This window comes from Kineococcus sp. G2 (genome assembly GCF_037154035.1).
In the GTDB taxonomy this organism is placed as follows: Bacteria; Actinomycetota; Actinomycetes; order Actinomycetales; family Kineococcaceae; genus Kineococcus.
In genome coordinates this window covers 30,461-44,915 of sequence record NZ_JBBBEM010000085.1, presented here as the reverse complement: position 1 = coordinate 44,915, position 14,455 = coordinate 30,461, and the positions used below count along the sequence as shown (strand labels likewise).

Genomic DNA, 14,455 nt, shown 5'->3' with positions numbered 1-14,455 from the left:
CGCACAGCCGTCTCCATCCACTGTGGTGATGGCAGCACATAGCCTCGCTGGCCCCGGGGGTGAGCCGCGCGAGCACGGCCGCTAGGCCGCGCGCAGGGTGGTGAGACGCCCGGCGGCCAGCGGCGGGCTTCGCCCGCCGCCTTGACGGAGTAGAGAAAGTTCTCACAGCATCGCCCTGACCCCAGTTAGGGCTACTCGAGCGTCGTCAGTAGTGGTAGCGCGCCTGGTGGACGACCACGGCACCGTCGACGACCTCGTAGACGAGGCGGTGCTCGTCAGTGATGCGCCTCGACCACAGACCGGCCAGGTCACCGGAAAGTCGTTCGGGCTTGCCGATGCCCTGGCCGGCATCGCGCCACGACTCCTCGATCATGCGGTTGATCTTCTGCAGCGTCTTTCGGTCAGCGCTCCAACTGCAGTAGTCCTCCCAACCGTGGGAGGTGAACGCGACCTTCACGCCTCAGCAGGTGGGGTGGCCCCGGGCTGGACGAGGTCTCGTGGCTGCGCTCCCCCGCTGCGGGCCTCAGCGAGGCTCTCCCGCAACCGCTCGGCGTTGCGCGGAGACCGCAGGAGGTAGACCGTCTCACGCAGCGACAGGTACTCGTCCTCGGAAACCAGGTAGGCCGTCCCCTTCTTGGAGGTGATCTCCACGGCGGCCTGGTCGTCGTTGACCTGCTCGATGAGCGGGAAGAGGCGCGCTCGGGCTTCGGTGACGGTGATGGCCATGACCCCTCCATCGGCTAGTGGTACAGGAAAGTGTACGACTTGGATGGGTCATCGGGTAGCCGCCGCCCCTAAGCGACGCACTCAGGAGACAGTCACGCAGTTGGTCACGCGCATGACGAAGGCCCGGCCCCGCTGACGCGGTGCCGGGCCTCTGACCTGCGGTCTTGCTGGTCGGGGTGACAGGATTTGAACCTGCGGCCTCTTCGTCCCGAACGAAGCGCGCTACCAAGCTGCGCCACACCCCGTGGGCAACGGGTACGAGTCTAGCCGACCCGCAGGGGTGCTCCGCACCACCCTTCCCGCGCCCGGGTGCGGGGCGCCTCAGCGCACCGGCACCAGCTCCAGCAGCGTCGCCTCCGGCCGGCACGCGAAGCGAAACGGCGAGTACGGGGAGGTGCCCAGGCCCGCCGAGACGTGCAACCAGGCGTCGTGCCCGCCCGCCGACCAGCGGGACAGGCCCTTCGCCTGCTCGCGCGGCAGGTCGCAGTTCGTCACCAGCGCCCCGTAGCCCGGCAGGCACACCTGCCCGCCGTGGGTGTGCCCGGCGATCAGCAGGGACGCCCCGTCCGACGTCATCGCGTCCAGGGTCCGCCGGTACGGGGCGTGCGTGACACCCACCGTCAGGTCCGTGTCCGCGGCGGCCGGGCCCGCGACGTCCTCGTAGCGGTCGTAGCGCAGGTGCGGGTCGTCCACGCCGACGAACTCGAAGTCCACGTCCCGCACCGTCAGGCGGGCGCGGGCGTTGTCCAGGTCCAGCCAGCCGGCGTCCGTGAAGCCGCGCACCAGGTCGTCCGTGGGCAGGCGGGTGCCCTGCACGTCCTCGGGCGCCGACTTCCGCCACAGGTACGCCGCCCAGTTGCGCGGCTCCGGCGCCCAGTAGTCGTTCGACCCCAGCACGAACACGCCCGGGCGCTCCAGCAGCCCCGCGTACGTGTCCAGCACCGCCGGCACGGCCTCCATGTCGGCCAGGTTGTCGCCCGTCGTCACCACCAGGTCCGGCTCCAGCTCCGCCAGGGAACGCACCCACTCCCGCTTCACCCGCTGGCTCGGCACCAGGTGCAGGTCCGACAGGTGCAGCACCCGCAGCGGTGCCCGCCCCAGCGGCAGCACCGGCACCACCGCGTGGCGCAACGTGAACGCCCGCACCTCGTACCCGGCGGCGTACGCCACCCCGGCAGCCCCCGTGAGGGCGGCGGCCCCCGCGGTGACGGCGAGCGGCTTCAGGACGCTGTGCTGCGGCATCGCCCCATCCTGGCACCGCCCGCCACCGGGAACCCGCTGGACGCCGGTGGGAGGATCGTCCCCGTGAGCCTCAAGGACACCCTGCAGACCGACCTGACCACCGCCATGAAGGCGCGCGACGAGCTGCGCTCCGCGACCCTGCGCATGGTCCTCACCGCGGTCCGCGGCGAGGAGGTCGCCGGCAAGTCCGCCCGCACCCTCGGTGACGACGAGGTGGTCACCGTGCTGCAGCGGGAGGCGAAGAAGCGCCGCGAGGCCGCCGACGCGTACGAGGCCGCCGGCCGCACCGAGCAGGCCGAGCGCGAGCGCGCCGAGCTCGGCGTCGTCGAGACGTACCTGCCCACCCCCCTCACCGACGAGGAGCTGGGCGAGCTCGTCGACGAGGCCGTCCTCATCGCCTCCGGCGAGGGACTGACCGGGATGGGCGCCATGGGCGCCGTCATGTCCCGCCTCAAGCCGCAGGTCGCCGGCCGCGCCGACGGCAAGCGCGTCTCCACCGCCGTGCGGGCGCGCCTGAACGCCTGACGCCCCCAGGGCACGACGAAGGGGTGGGCCCGTCCGGGCCCACCCCTTCGTCGTGCGCGGATCAGCGGGAGATCAGCCGCGGTCGGCCTGCGGCGTCGGCAGCATCCCCCGCAGGTCCTCCAGCCCCCGCTCCAGTTCCTCGGCGACCCCCTCGGGCAGCTCCACGCCCGACGCGGCCGGCGTCGTGCTCTCCGACGGCTCCGGCGCCTGCGAGGTGGGCTCCGGCGCCTCGGTCGTCTCCTCCGGCTCCGGTTCCGGCGCCGGCCGGCCCGCGCTGCGGGTCAGGGTGATGGTCGTACCCGGCCGGGCGGACGAGGCGCTCTGCCGCGCCACCAGGCCCTCGCCGATCGACGACGTGATCCGTCGCGAGGACACGCTGACCTTGAACCCGGCGTCCTCCAGCACCCGGGTGGCCGAGGAGACGCTGCGGCCGACGACGTTCGGCACCTTCACGCGGTTGCTGGTGGTCGTGGTGCGCAGACCCTCGTTCGTGCCCGGGGTGAAGTCCTTCACCGGCTGGCCCAGCGCCTCGGCGGCGGGGCCGACGATGTTCGCCCAGATCGGGCCGGGGATCGTCGCGCCGTACACGCGGCGGTAACGCTTGCCGTTGATGCGCTCGCCGTTCAGCGACTTGACGCCCTGGTGGTGCCCGACCCACACCGCCGCCGCCATCTGCGGGGTGTAGGCAGCGAACCAGACGTTCTGGCTGTCGTTCGTGGTACCGGTCTTGCTCGCCACGGGGCGGCCGTCGAGCAGTCCGAGGCGCCGTACCGAAGCGCCGGTGCCCCTCTGCCAACCCCCTTCCAGCGCCTCGGTGACGTTGCGGGCCACGTTCGGGTCCAGCACCTGCTTGCAGTCCGCGGACGGCACCGGCAGCGGGTTGCCCTCGGTGTCGAGAACCTCCATGATCGCGGTGGGCTTGCAGAACGTGCCCTCGGCGGCGAACGCCGCGTAGGCGCCGGCGACGGCCAGGGGTGTCACCTGGTTGGTTCCCAGCGTCATCGACGGCAAGCGGTCCAGTTCCAGCGTGTCGGGACCGGTCGTGTCCTCAGGGCTGGGGGCCCCCTTGTAGATGCCGAGCGACTGGGCGGTCGCAGCGATGTCGCACAGGTCGAGCTGCTTCTCCATCGAGACGTACGCCGTGTTGACGGACCTCGCCGTCGCCTCGCGCACCGTCATCGAGCCGGAACTGCTGGCCTCGGAGTTGCCGTACGGGTACGTGTCACCACGGAGCTTCTCCCCGCAACGCGTGAAGGCGCTGAAGGGGTCGTTGCCTCGGCTGGGCGATGCCACCACCGAGTCCAGGGAGCGGCCCGACTTGAGCCAGGTGGCGAGCGTGAAGGGCTTGAACGTGGAACCCTGCTGGAACCCTTCCGTACCCCCCATGTCTCGGCTGACGTTGTAGTTCAGCGTGGTCTGGCCCACGACGTCCTCGTCGGGCGAGTACGTGGTGTTCTGCGCCATCGCGAGGATCTTGCCGTTGCCCGGCTCCACGACGGAGGCCGCCGCGCGCGCCGGCTGCCCCGGGTTCACGCCCGCGTTCACGGCCTCCTGGGCGATGGCCTGCACCCGCTTGTCCAGGGTGGTCGTGATGCTCAGCCCGCCGCGGCGCAGCAGCTCCTCGCGCTCCTCCACCGTCTCGCCGAACGCCGGGTCCTGGGCGATGACGTGGGTGACGTAGTCGCAGAAGTACGCCGCCGACCCCGCAGCCATGCAGCCCTGCCGGGACGGCTGCACGTTCAGGCCGAGCGGTGCGGCCACGGCCGCGTCGTGGGCGGCCTGGTCGATCTTGCCGAGCTCCAGCATGCGGTCCAGCACGACGCTGCGGCGGCCGATCGCCGCCTCCTCCTTCTCCACCGGGTTGTAGCCGGCGGGGTTCTGCACCAGGCCGGCCAGCAGGGCCGCCTCGTGCAGCGCCAGCTCCGAGGCCGGCTTGGAGAAGTAGTACTGGGCGGCGGCCTCGATGCCGTACACGTTGTTGTAGAAGTAGGCGACGTTCAGGTAGGCGGCGAGGATCTCGTCCTTGCTCATCTCCTTCTCCACGCCCACCGCGAGCTTCATCTCGCGCAGCTTGCGGGCGTAGCCGTCCACGCCGTCGGCGTCGACCGCGGCGGCGGCCGCCTCCGCGTCGCCCTCCTCCACGGCCTGCTCCACCAGGACGTTCTTCACGTACTGCTGCGTCAGCGTGGAGGCGCCCTGCGTGCTGCCGCCGCCGGCGTTGGACACCAGCGCGCGGGCGATGCCCTTGACGTCGACCGCGCCGTGCTCGTAGAAGCGGGAGTCCTCGATGGCGACGATCGCGTCGCGCATCACCGGGGCGATCTGGTCGAAGGAGACCACCGAGCGGTTCTGGTCGTACACGCGCGCCATGACCGAGCCGTCCGACCAGCGGATCGTCGTGGCCTCCGACAGCTTCTGGTCGCCGAGGTCGGAGGGCAGCTCGTTGAAGACCTCGACCCCCGTGCGGGCAGCGGCGCCGGTGGCCGCCACGGCGGGCACGACGAGGCCCGCCGCCAGGACCCCCGCGGCAGCGCTGACCGCCGTGAAGGCACCGAGCAGCCGGAAGACGGGGCGGTGCGTGGAACCAGACGCCATACCAGCAGGGTAAGGGGAGATGACGCCGAGTCCCCGCACTCGCAGGACCTCCACGAGCGCTCCGCACGACGCCACCGCCACGCCCCCCCGAGGGGGGCCACCGGGCACGCTGCGTGAGCGGGACTAGTCCTGACGGACTAGCGGTTCTGGTGCCGAATGGCTCTGACGCGACGCGGCCGGCCGACCTTACGCTGCTGGAACGCCCCCTCGGGGGCCGTCAGGGGGATTCACAGGGTCGCCTCCTCCGGGGGGAACCACCGCGGCGCGGTGGTCCGCGAGGAGGCGTGACGGGGAAGGACCGTCGATGGTGTGGACGTTGGAGTGGGCCGCTCGCGGGGCGTGCAAGTCCGCGGAGGCCGACGAGCTGTTCGTGCAGGGTTCGGCGCAGAACCGCGCGAAGGCGATCTGCGGGGGGTGCCCCGTGCGCACCGAGTGCCTCGCGGACGCCCTCGACAGCAGGGTCGAGTTCGGCGTGTGGGGCGGCATGACCGAGCGGGAGCGGCGCGCGCTGCTCAAGCGCCGCCCGAACGTGCGCTCCTGGCAGCGCCTGCTGGAGGCCGCGCGCGACGCGCACCTGGCCACCGCCGCCGGCACCGTCACCGGCTCGGGCACCAGCGCCCCCGCCGGTGCGGACGGGGACGTGCTGCAGGCCGTCTGAGCCCGCACGAGCGGGACGGGCGCCCCGCGCACCGGGCCGGGCGCCACTACGGTGGCGGACATGACGACCTGGGAGTACGCGACCGTCCCGCTCATCGTCCACGCGACGAAGCAGATCCTGGACCAGTGGGGCTCCGACGGCTGGGAGCTCGTGCAGGTGGTGACCGGCCCGGACGGCAACGGCCTCGTCGCCTACCTCAAGCGCCCCACCGGCGCGTGAGCACCACGCACACCGGGCGCCTCGCCGCCCTCGGCCTGGAGCTGCCGGACGTGCCGGCCCCCGTGGCCGCGTACGTGCCGGCGGTGCGCTCCGGCGACCTCGTGCACACCTCCGGGCAGCTGCCGTTCACCGGCGGCGAGCTGCCCCTGACCGGCAAGGTCGGCCAGGGCGACGGGCTCGTCGACCCCGAGACCGCCCGGCAGCTCACCGGCACCGCCGCCCTCAACGCGCTGGCCGCCGCCGCGGGCGCCGCGGGCGGCCTCGACGCGATCGAGGCCGTCGTGAAGGTCGTCGTGTTCGTCGCCAGCGACCCGGCGTTCACCGGCCAGCCCGCGGTCGCCAACGGGGCCAGCGAACTGCTCGGGCAGGTGCTCGGCGACGCCGGCCGGCACGCCCGCAGCGCCGTGGGCGTGGCCGTGCTGCCCCTCGACTCCCCCGTGGAGGTCGAGATCACCGTGCGGGTGCGCTCCTGACGCCCGGTGCGGCGCCCGGCGCGTGGGCGGGTGGGCCGGTCACCGACCGGGCCACCTGCCTGCTCGCGCCGAACCCGGGGCCGATGACGCTGGAGGGCACGAACACCTGGGTGCTCGCCGCCCCGGGCGCCCGGGACGCGGTCGTCGTCGACCCCGGTCCCGACGACGCCGCGCACCGCGCCGACCTCCTGGAGCACCTCACCGGCCTGGACCTGCGCTGCGCGCTCGTGGTGACCACCCACCACCACGACGACCACGCCGGCGGCGCCGACGCCTTCGCGGCCGCGGCCGGCTCGCCGCCGGTGCTGCGCGCCGCCGACGCCGCCGACGGCGACGAGCTCGACGTGGACGGGCTGGGGCTGCGGCTGCTGCGCACCCCCGGGCACACCGCGGACTCCCTGTCCCTGCTGGTGCCCGACGAGGGGTCCCTGCTCACCGGCGACACCGTCCTGGGACGCGGCAGCACCGCCCTGGCCGACGGCGGCGACCTCGGCGAGCACCTCGCCTCCCTGCGGCGGCTGCTCACCCTGGACGCCGGCGCGCCCCTGGCGGTGCTGCTGCCCGGTCACGGCCCCGCCCGCCGCGACGCCCGCGCCGCGCTGGCCGCCCAGCTCGCGCACCGCCTGGAGCGCCTGGAGCAGGTGCGCACCGCCGTGGAGGCGGGGGCGGCGGACGTCGCCGCCGTCGCCGTCGCGGTGCACGGACCGCTCGAAGGTGCCCTGGAGGAGGCGGCCCGCACCTCCGTGCGCGCCCACCTGGCCCACCTCGGCGTGGACCTGCCCGGCTGAGGTCCCGGTGGGGCTCAGCGGGCCCGGCGGGTCAGCCGCTCGACGTCGTGCAGCACGACCGCCCGCGCCTCCAGGCGCAGCCAGCCGCGGGACGCGAAGTCCGCCAGCGCCTTGTTCACCGTCTCGCGGGAGGCGCCCACCAGCTGGGCCAGCTCCTCCTGCGTCAGGTCGTGCGCCACGAGCAGGCCGTCCGCGATGGGGCGGCCGAAGCGGCGGGAGAGGTCCAGCAGCGCCTTCGCGACCCGGCCGGGCACGTCGGTGAAGACGAGGTCGGCCAGGGTGACGTTGGTGCGGCGCAGTCGCTGCGCCAGCGCCTGCAGCAGGTGCTTGGCGACCTCGGGGCGGCGGGTCAGCCAGGCCATCATGTCGTCGTGCTGCAGGGCGATCAGGTCCGCCTCGGAGACCGCGCGCGCCGAGCTGGTGCGCGGGCCGGGGTCGAACAGCGACAGCTCGCCGAACATCTCCCCCGGGCCCATGACGGCCAGCAGGTTCTCCCGGCCGTCGGGCCAGCTGCGCACCAGCTTGATCTTGCCGGTGCGCACCACGTAGACGCGGTCGCCGGGCTCGCCCTCGGCGAACACCTGCTCGCCGCGCTCCAGGTGGACCGCCTCCATGGACTCCAGGAGCTCGGCGGAGGCGTCGTCGTCCAGGGCGGCGAACAGCGGGGCGCGGCGGACGACGTCCCCCAGGCTCTCGGCGTCCGTGACGCCGCCGCTCTGCGCGTGCTCCACCGAGTGACCTCCCGTGCTGCCGCGCGCCCCGGCTGGGCGCACCGCGCCTCAGTCTGCCGCACGGCGTCCCGGGAGGCTCGGCCGGTCGCGGCGGGTCACGCCCGGGCGGTGCCCGCCGCCGCCCGGGCGGTGCCCGCCGCCGGCGTCAGCACGTGGCGCGGGACGGGGCCACCAGGTGGCGGTAGCGGCGCAGCAGCACCTCGGTGACGAGCTCCAGCTCCTGCTCCAGCGCGTCCTCGTAGGCGCCCAGGCGGCGGGCCGCGGTGGCCAGCGCGCGCAGCTGCCCGGCCAGGTCGCCGCCGGAGTCGCCGGCCAGCACCAGCCCGCGCAGGACGTCGTTGGGGTCGGCGACGGCGGGCAGGGCTCCGGCGGGCGAGGGCGGCGGCAGGTGCGCGGCCAGGTGCGCCTCCAGCGGGCCGCCGTGGGCGCCGGCCTCCACGGGCACCTCCAGCGCGTCCGTGCCGACGGTCGCGGCCACCAGCAGGTCGCGGCGCGCGCGCAGCAGGCGCGACCAGTGCCCGGCGCGGCGCACCTCCTCCAGCAGCAGCTCGCGGCGGCGGCGCAGCGCGAGCAGCGGCAGCTCCTGCAGCTCGTGGTCCACCAGGGACGCGTCGTGCGGTTCGCCGGGGGCGGCGGGCACGGCGGCCAGGCGGGCGAGCAGCTCCGGCAGGCTCGGCAGCTGCGGCAGCTCGTCCGGGACGGGCGCGCCGAGGGTGGCGGTGGCGGTGGGCGGGGTCTGCGGGTCCCCGTCTCGTGCTGGCATGGCCGTCGTGTCGTCCCCGGCGGCGGCGCCCTTGACCGCGCCGCGGTGCGCGTCACCCGCTCGCGCGCCGCCGTCACCCGCTCGCACCCGGCCGGTGTCCGGGGCGGCACGTACCCTCGCCGGTGTGAGCAGCACGTCCCGCCCCGCCCTCGACGCCGACGGCGAGACCTCCCTCGCGCGCACCCGCCGCGCCCGCAGGGTGCACCGGCTGCTGGCGGAGCGGTACCCCGACGCCCACTGCGAGCTGGACTTCAGCACGCCCTTCGAGCTGCTGGTGGCCACCGTGCTGTCCGCGCAGTGCACCGACGCGCGGGTCAACACGGTCACCCCGCAGCTGTTCGCGCGCTGGCCCGAACCGGTGGACCTGGCCGGCGCGGACCGCGCCGAGCTGGAGGCCGTCGTGCAGCCCACCGGCTTCTTCCGCGCCAAGGCCGACTCGCTGCTGCGGTTGTCGGCGGCGCTGGTGGCCGACCACGGCGGGCGGGTGCCCGCCCGGCTGGACGACCTCGTGCGGCTGCCGGGCGTGGGGCGCAAGACCGCCAACGTCGTCCTCGGCGACGCGTTCGGCGTTCCCGGGCTGACGGTCGACACCCACGTGGGCCGCCTCTCGCGCCGGCTCGGCTTCACCCGCCACGAGGACCCGGTGAAGGTGGAGTCCGACCTCGCGCAGCTGCTGCCGCGCAAGGACTGGACCATGTTCAACCACCGGATGATCTTCCACGGGCGCCGCACCTGCCACAGCCGCAAGCCGGCGTGCGGGGCGTGCCCGGTGGCGCGGCTGTGCCCGTCGTACGGCACCGGGGAGACCGACCCGGTGCGCGCGGCGAAGCTCGTGCGCGGCCCGGCCGCCCCCGTGGCCGACGCGGACGCCGCCGGCGCCGCAGCGGTCCCGGTCGCCCCGTGAGCGGGGCGCGGGTGCTGCCCGGGTGGCTGCGCCCGCTGGCCGAACGGCTGCCCACCGTCACCGCCGACGACCTCCGCTGGCGCGACGACCGCCGCGCCCCCACCGGTGGCGCGCGCCCCGCCGCGGTGCTCGTGCTGTTCTCCTCCGGCCCCGCCGGGCCGGAGGTGCTGCTCACCGAGCGCGCCGGCACCCTGCGCCAGCACTCCGGGCAGGTCGCCTTCCCCGGCGGGCGCAGCGACCCCGGCGACCCCTCCCCCGCCGCCACCGCGCTGCGCGAGGCGGCCGAGGAGACCGGCCTGGACCCCGCGGGCGTCGACGTCCTCGGCGAGCTGCCGCGGCTGCTGCTGGCGCACTCGCAGCACGCCGTGACGCCCGTGGTGGCGCACTGGCGCGAGCCCGGGCCCGTCGGGGTGCGCGACGCCGCGGAGGTGGCGCGCGTGGAGCGGGTGCCGCTGCCGGAGCTGCTGGCGCCCGCGGCGCGGCGGCGGCTGCGCGGCCCCGGCGGGTACGCCGGCCCGGCGTTCGCGGTGCGCGGCATGCTGGTGTGGGGGTTCACCGCGGAGGTCCTCGTGCGGGTGCTCGCCCTGGGCGACCTGCTCCCGGCGGAGGACCCGGTGGGCGGCGCGGCGGGCGCCGCCGAGCTCACCCTCGACGAGGCGCTGCGGTGGGCGCGCGGCGCGGGCACCCCGTGAGCGGCTCCACCGTCCTGGACCTGCTGCTCGTGGCGCTGCTGCTGGCGCAGCTGGCCGCCGGGTACCGGGAGGGCCTGGTGGTGGGCCTGGCCGGTCTCGCCGGGCTCGTCGGCGGCGCGGCCGCCGGCGTGGTGCTCCTGCCGCGGGCCGTGGATGACTGGCCCCCCGGGGTGCGTCCCGCGCTCGTCGTGGTGCTGGGCACGCTGGCGCTGGCGGTGGTGGGCCGGCTGCTGCTGAGCGCGGTCGCGCTGCGGCTGCGCCGCGGGGTGCGCTCCCGGCCGGCGCGGCTGCTGGACGCCGGCCTCGGCGCCGTCGCCGCCGGGGTGGCGACGCTGCTGGTGGTGTGGGTGGTGGCCGGTGCGGCACTGACCGCGCCCCTGCCGGCCGTGGTGTCGGCGGTGGACGGCTCCCGGGTCGTGCGGGCCGTGGACGCGACCGTGCCGGGGGACGCCAGCGCGTTCGTCGGGCGCGTGTGGGCCGCGGCGCAGGCCAACGGGTTCCCGCGCGTGTTCGCCGGGCTGGACGCCGAGCCGATCGCACCGGTGGACCCGCCCGCCGCCGCCGTGCCCGACACCCCCGGGCTGCGGGCCGCGCAGGGCGGCGTCGTGAAGGTCACCGGCGTGGCGGACGACTGCTCGCGCGGCCTGGAGGGCAGCGGCTTCGTCGCCGGGCGCGTGGGCGGCTCGGCGCGGGTGGTCACCAACGCCCACGTCGTCGCCGGCGTGGACGACCCCCTGGTGCAGCCGCAGGGCGCCGGGCGCCGCTACCCGGCGACCGTCGTGGCGTACGACCCGGCGCGGGACCTGGCGGTGCTGGACGTGCCGGGCCTGGACGTGCCGGCGCTGCCGCGCTCGCCGGAGCTGGAGCGGGGGGACGCCGCCGTGGTGGCGGGCTTCCCGCTGGACGGGCCGTACACGCTGGCGACCGCGCGGGTGCGGCAGGTGCTCAGCGCGCAGGGCCGCGACGTGTACGACACCGCGGACGTGGTGCGCCGGGTGTACTCGGTGTACTCGCAGGTGCAGCCGGGCAACTCCGGCGGGCCGCTGCTCACCGAGGACGGGGAGGTGGCGGGTGTCGTGTTCGCCAAGAGCCTGGACGACCCGTACACCGGGTACGCGCTGACCCCGGTGGAGCTGGACGCCGTGCTCGCCGAGGCCGGCACCTCGACCGCCGAGGTGCCCACCGGCGCCTGCACCGCGGGCTGACCCCTCCCCCTCCTCTCCCGGGCGGAAACCATTGTTTCCGCCCCTGCGGGGCGCCTTCGGAGGGCGGAAACGATGGTTTCCGCCCTGGAGGGGAGCGGGGTCAGGGGCGGTCGAGCCAGCCGGTGAGGGCGGCGGTGACGCGGTCGGGCGCCTCCTCGGGCGCGTAGTGCCCGGCACCCGGGACCTGCACGACGCGGTGCGGGCCGTGCGCGTACCGCGCGGCGGCGGTCAGGGCACCCTCCCCCACCGTGGGGTCCAGCTCCCCGCGCAGCTGCAGCACCGGCACGTCCACGCCGCCGCGCAGCGCCGCCGCCAGCCGCCGGCCGTCGGCGCGCACCGCCGAGCGGGCGATCCAGCGGTGGTACTCCAGCGCCGAGTGCGCCACGAACGGCACCCGGATCGCCTCGGTGTAGCGCTCGACGTCCTCCTGCCGCGGCCAGCCCGGCGCCGAGGCGGCCCGCAGCACCCGCTCCACGCCGTCGCCGTGGACGAGGCGGTGCTCGGGCAGGACCGGGAGCTGGCGGGCCAGCGCCACGGCCGTCGTGCGGGCGCCCGCCGGGACCGCCCCGTCACCGCGCAGCCGCTCGCGCAGCACGTGCCGCGACAGCAGCGGGTGGGCGGCGCCGACGACCGCGATGCCCCGCACCTGCTGCGGGTGCAGAGACGGCAGCGCCCACGCGGTGCGGCCCGAGACGCCGTGGCCGACGACGAAGGCGTCGTGCTCGCCGAGGGCCCGCACCAGGGCCGCGACGTCGGCCGCGGACGTCACGGTGTCGTAGCCGCGCGGCGGCTTGTCGCTGGCGCCGTAGCCGCGCAGGTCCATGGCGACGGCGCGGTACCCGGCAGCGGCGAGCGCGACGAGCTGGGCGCGCCAGGCCCACCAGAACTGCGGGAAGTCGTGCAGGAGCAGCACGAGGGGCCCGTCGCCGAGCTCGGCGACGTGGAAGCGGGCGCCGTGGGCCGCGACGAGGCGGTGCCGCCACGGCCCCTCGACGAGGACCGCCGAGACGTCGGTGGCGGGCGCGGCCACGGCAGGCCGCGTCAGTGCCCGATGCTGGTGCGCCCGGCGGCGGTGGAGCCGGGGATCGTCTTGGCGACGGGCTTGCCGGACGCCGACGCCTTGACGGCGGCGACGGTCTCCTTGGTGGAGCGGATGGTGCGCTGCGGCGGGCCGACCTTCTTCACGCGGCCGAAGCCGACGGCGGCCAGGGCACCGGCGACGAGGAGCATCGCGGCGGCCACCACCAGGAACGCCAGCCACACCGGCCAGCCGGCGCCCTCGACGAGGGCGTAGGCGACGGTGACGCCGAGGAAGACGAACGCGACGAAGCCGAGGACGCCGGCCACCGCGAACAGCGCACCGCCCAGGGCGCCGTTCTTCACGTCGGCGGTGATCTCCGCCTTGGCGAGCGCCACCTCGTAGCGCACGAGCTCGGACACGTCCTTGGTGGCGTCGGCCACCAGCTGGCCGACGGTGCGCTCGGGCACCGTGCTCGTCGCGGCCTTCGCCGAGGCCGCCGTGGAGCCGCGGCCGTCCAGGGTTGTCATGGGTCCTCCTCACAGCCACCGCGCGCGGTGCCGGTGTGCCGGGAGAACCCTACGGGGCGGCCGGGGAGGGCGCGCGGGTGCGGGGCGGGGTCGCGTCGCCGCCGGCGGGGGGACCGGCGGCGACGCCGAGGCCGGTTCCGCACAGGGGGACGATCACCGGCCGAAGCCCGACCCTAGGGGGAGGACCCCCCTTCCGGGGGGCTTTCCGGACAAGATCCCGTTCCTGTGCGCCCGGTGTCCGCCGGGCGGCGCACCGCCGTCACGGGAACCCGGGTGCACCCGCACCCGCCGTGACCCCCCTCCCCTTCTCCCCCGCGGTGATCAAGGAAGTTGCCACTTCCTTGATCACCGCGGGGGTCGGCGGGGGATCAGGGGGGAGCGGGGTCAGGAGGCGGGGCGCCAGCGGGCCACCACGGCGCGGTGGTCGGTGCCGGGGACCTCGCGCACGCTCGTGCCGACGGCCTCCCACGCGGAGCCGTCCGCGAGGGCGTGGTCGATCCTGGCGCCCAGCACGGCCGGCACGTCCACCGGCCAGGTGCCGCGCGCGCCGGTGCCGGTGGCCGCCCCGGCGTCCACGCACCCGCCGGGCAGGCCCGGGTGGTCGGCGGTGGCGTTGAAGTCACCCGCGGCCAGCGCCCCGGGGTTCGCGGCGCACCACGCGGCCGCGGCGGGCACCTCCCGGGACCACTGCTCCAGCTGCCCGGGCACGGGTGCGGTGGTGTGCACGGCCGCGAGCGGCGGGCCGTCGCCGTCCACCGGCACGGCCGTGGTGACGGCGGTGGGCGAGCCGGCGAAGTCGTCGGTCTGCCGGTACTCGCCCAGCGCGGCGTCCACCAGCAGCGCGGTGCCCTCCCGGGAGCGCCCGCCGCGGTCGCCGGTGAAGAAGACCTGCAGGCTGCGCCCGGAGGCGGCCTGCACCCGCGCCGCGACGTCCCGCGCGTACGCCTCGGTCGCCTCCGGCAGGGAGACCACCTGCGCGCCGGTGTCCACGACGAGCCCGGCGACCGCGCCCCGGTCGGCGCGCGCGTGCAGCACGTTGGAGGCCAGGACGGTGACGTCGCCGTCGCGGGCGGGCGGCAGCTCACCGGCGGACAGCCCGCGGTGGGCCGTGACGGTCAGGGAGGCCGCGGCGACCACCGCGACCGCGGCGGCCGCCGGCAGCGCACGGCGCCACCGCAGCCCGGCCAGCCCGAGGACGCCGGCGACACCCGCCAGCCCCAGACCCAGCGGCACCCGGAACGGCACCGCCCACACGAACGGGCGCGCGTCCGCCAGCCCGAACCGCTCGGGGGCGGCGACGACGACGGCACCGGCGGTGACGGCGACGGTCACGGCGACGGTGGTCGCCCGGGAGCGGTGGGCGGAGCGGGAGCGGTGCACGCGTCC

17 protein-coding genes and 1 tRNA gene are annotated in these 14,455 nt (G+C 75.9%); 8 read left to right on the top strand and 10 right to left on the bottom strand.

Translation table 11 applies throughout. The annotated features are described in order from the left end of the window. Window positions 1–205: 205 nt before the first annotated feature. The 4 genes from V9U69_RS12850 to V9U69_RS12835 form a co-directional block, all read right to left on the bottom strand. Window positions 206–457, bottom strand: a complete 252-nt coding sequence (locus V9U69_RS12850; RefSeq protein WP_337062213.1) for a Txe/YoeB family addiction module toxin — start codon at window positions 455–457, stop codon at window positions 206–208. After that, window positions 454–726 (bottom strand): type II toxin-antitoxin system Phd/YefM family antitoxin, encoded by a 273-nt coding sequence (locus tag V9U69_RS12845; RefSeq protein WP_337062212.1) that lies wholly within the window; start codon window positions 724–726, stop codon window positions 454–456. Before V9U69_RS12845 ends, V9U69_RS12850 begins: the two co-directional genes overlap by 4 nt. Window positions 727–894: 168 nt before the next feature. After that, window positions 895–971: transfer RNA gene (locus V9U69_RS12840), tRNA-Pro, on the bottom strand. Window positions 972–1,047: 76 nt separating this feature from the next. Continuing rightward, on the bottom strand, window positions 1,048–1,968 hold the full coding sequence (locus V9U69_RS12835) for a metallophosphoesterase (protein WP_337062211.1): 921 nt from the start codon (window positions 1,966–1,968) through the stop codon (window positions 1,048–1,050). Between the two features lie 63 nt (window positions 1,969–2,031). Between V9U69_RS12835 and V9U69_RS12830 the strand changes: the two genes are divergently transcribed. Next, window positions 2,032–2,493, top strand: a complete 462-nt coding sequence (locus V9U69_RS12830; RefSeq protein ID WP_337062210.1) for a GatB/YqeY domain-containing protein — start codon at window positions 2,032–2,034, stop codon at window positions 2,491–2,493. A gap of 72 nt (window positions 2,494–2,565) precedes the next feature. On the opposite strand, the gene V9U69_RS12825 is transcribed toward V9U69_RS12830, so the two are convergent. Further along, the gene (locus tag V9U69_RS12825) at window positions 2,566–5,088 is read right to left on the bottom strand and encodes a penicillin-binding protein (protein WP_337062209.1); all 2,523 of its coding nucleotides are present in this window, start codon (window positions 5,086–5,088) and stop codon (window positions 2,566–2,568) included. Window positions 5,089–5,392: 304 nt separating this feature from the next. Here V9U69_RS12825 and V9U69_RS12820 point away from each other — a divergent pair, with 304 nt between their 5' ends. From V9U69_RS12820 to V9U69_RS12805, 4 genes are all read left to right on the top strand, one after another. After that, window positions 5,393–5,746, top strand: a complete 354-nt coding sequence (locus V9U69_RS12820; protein ID WP_242128191.1) for a WhiB family transcriptional regulator — start codon at window positions 5,393–5,395, stop codon at window positions 5,744–5,746. Between the two features lie 60 nt (window positions 5,747–5,806). After that, window positions 5,807–5,965, top strand: a complete 159-nt coding sequence (locus tag V9U69_RS12815) for a DUF4177 domain-containing protein (RefSeq protein ID WP_166611200.1) — start codon at window positions 5,807–5,809, stop codon at window positions 5,963–5,965. After that, on the top strand, window positions 5,962–6,438 hold the full coding sequence (locus tag V9U69_RS12810) for a RidA family protein (protein ID WP_337062208.1): 477 nt from the start codon (window positions 5,962–5,964) through the stop codon (window positions 6,436–6,438). The genes V9U69_RS12815 and V9U69_RS12810 overlap by 4 nt, the downstream gene beginning before the upstream one ends. Window positions 6,439–6,521: 83 nt before the next feature. After that, window positions 6,522–7,226, top strand: coding sequence for an MBL fold metallo-hydrolase (locus V9U69_RS12805; protein ID WP_337062207.1), 705 nt, complete (start codon window positions 6,522–6,524; stop codon window positions 7,224–7,226). Between the two features lie 14 nt (window positions 7,227–7,240). Here the strand turns inward: V9U69_RS12805 and V9U69_RS12800 are convergent, their stop codons facing one another. Beyond that, entirely contained in the window at window positions 7,241–7,915 is a 675-nt protein-coding gene (locus V9U69_RS12800; protein WP_337062241.1) for a Crp/Fnr family transcriptional regulator, read from the bottom strand. Window positions 7,916–8,102: 187 nt separating this feature from the next. Further along, complete coding sequence (locus V9U69_RS12795) at window positions 8,103–8,720, bottom strand: hypothetical protein (protein ID WP_337062206.1); 618 nt, start codon at window positions 8,718–8,720, stop codon at window positions 8,103–8,105. On the opposite strand from V9U69_RS12795, the gene nth reads away from it, so the two are divergent. From nth to V9U69_RS12780, 3 genes are read left to right on the top strand one after another with little or no spacing between them, the layout of a single operon-like run. Beyond that, entirely contained in the window at window positions 8,719–9,624 is a 906-nt protein-coding gene (nth, locus tag V9U69_RS12790) for an endonuclease III (protein WP_442907761.1), read from the top strand. The two genes, V9U69_RS12795 and nth, sit on opposite strands and share 2 nt — an antisense overlap. Beyond that, window positions 9,621–10,316 carry an NUDIX hydrolase gene (locus V9U69_RS12785; RefSeq protein ID WP_337062204.1) on the top strand — a complete coding sequence of 232 codons (696 nt, stop codon included), beginning with the start codon at window positions 9,621–9,623 and terminating at the stop codon, window positions 10,314–10,316. The genes nth and V9U69_RS12785 overlap by 4 nt, the downstream gene beginning before the upstream one ends. Then, window positions 10,313–11,521 carry a MarP family serine protease gene (locus tag V9U69_RS12780; protein WP_337062203.1) on the top strand — a complete coding sequence of 403 codons (1,209 nt, stop codon included), beginning with the start codon at window positions 10,313–10,315 and terminating at the stop codon, window positions 11,519–11,521. The genes V9U69_RS12785 and V9U69_RS12780 overlap by 4 nt, the downstream gene beginning before the upstream one ends. Window positions 11,522–11,621: 100 nt before the next feature. Here the strand turns inward: V9U69_RS12780 and V9U69_RS12775 are convergent, their stop codons facing one another. The 3 genes from V9U69_RS12775 to V9U69_RS12765 all read right to left on the bottom strand — a co-directional run bounded on the left by V9U69_RS12775 (window position 11,622) and on the right by V9U69_RS12765 (window position 14,449). Then, the gene (locus V9U69_RS12775) at window positions 11,622–12,551 is read right to left on the bottom strand and encodes an alpha/beta fold hydrolase (RefSeq protein WP_337062202.1); all 930 of its coding nucleotides are present in this window, start codon (window positions 12,549–12,551) and stop codon (window positions 11,622–11,624) included. Window positions 12,552–12,562: 11 nt separating this feature from the next. Next, window positions 12,563–13,069: a phage holin family protein gene (locus V9U69_RS12770; RefSeq protein ID WP_337062201.1), complete on the bottom strand. Its 507-nt coding sequence runs from the start codon at window positions 13,067–13,069 to the stop codon at window positions 12,563–12,565. A gap of 384 nt (window positions 13,070–13,453) precedes the next feature. Beyond that, window positions 13,454–14,449, bottom strand: a complete 996-nt coding sequence (locus V9U69_RS12765) for an endonuclease/exonuclease/phosphatase family protein (RefSeq protein WP_337062200.1) — start codon at window positions 14,447–14,449, stop codon at window positions 13,454–13,456. Between the last annotated feature and the right edge of the window lie 6 nt (window positions 14,450–14,455).

Coding starts and splice junctions, on each gene's coding strand:
- V9U69_RS12815 (WP_166611200.1), top strand. CDS start 5,807: ATGACGACCTGGGAGTACGCGACCGTCCCGCTCATCGTCCACGCGACG.
- V9U69_RS12820 (WP_242128191.1), top strand. CDS start 5,393: ATGGTGTGGACGTTGGAGTGGGCCGCTCGCGGGGCGTGCAAGTCCGCG.
- V9U69_RS12825 (WP_337062209.1), bottom strand. CDS start 5,088: ATGGCGTCTGGTTCCACGCACCGCCCCGTCTTCCGGCTGCTCGGTGCC.
- V9U69_RS12770 (WP_337062201.1), bottom strand. CDS start 13,069: ATGACAACCCTGGACGGCCGCGGCTCCACGGCGGCCTCGGCGAAGGCC.
- V9U69_RS12845 (WP_337062212.1), bottom strand. CDS start 726: ATGGCCATCACCGTCACCGAAGCCCGAGCGCGCCTCTTCCCGCTCATC.
- V9U69_RS12795 (WP_337062206.1), bottom strand. CDS start 8,720: ATGCCAGCACGAGACGGGGACCCGCAGACCCCGCCCACCGCCACCGCC.
- V9U69_RS12805 (WP_337062207.1), top strand. CDS start 6,522: ATGACGCTGGAGGGCACGAACACCTGGGTGCTCGCCGCCCCGGGCGCC.
- V9U69_RS12835 (WP_337062211.1), bottom strand. CDS start 1,968: ATGCCGCAGCACAGCGTCCTGAAGCCGCTCGCCGTCACCGCGGGGGCC.
- nth (WP_442907761.1), top strand. CDS start 8,719: ATGGCCGTCGTGTCGTCCCCGGCGGCGGCGCCCTTGACCGCGCCGCGG.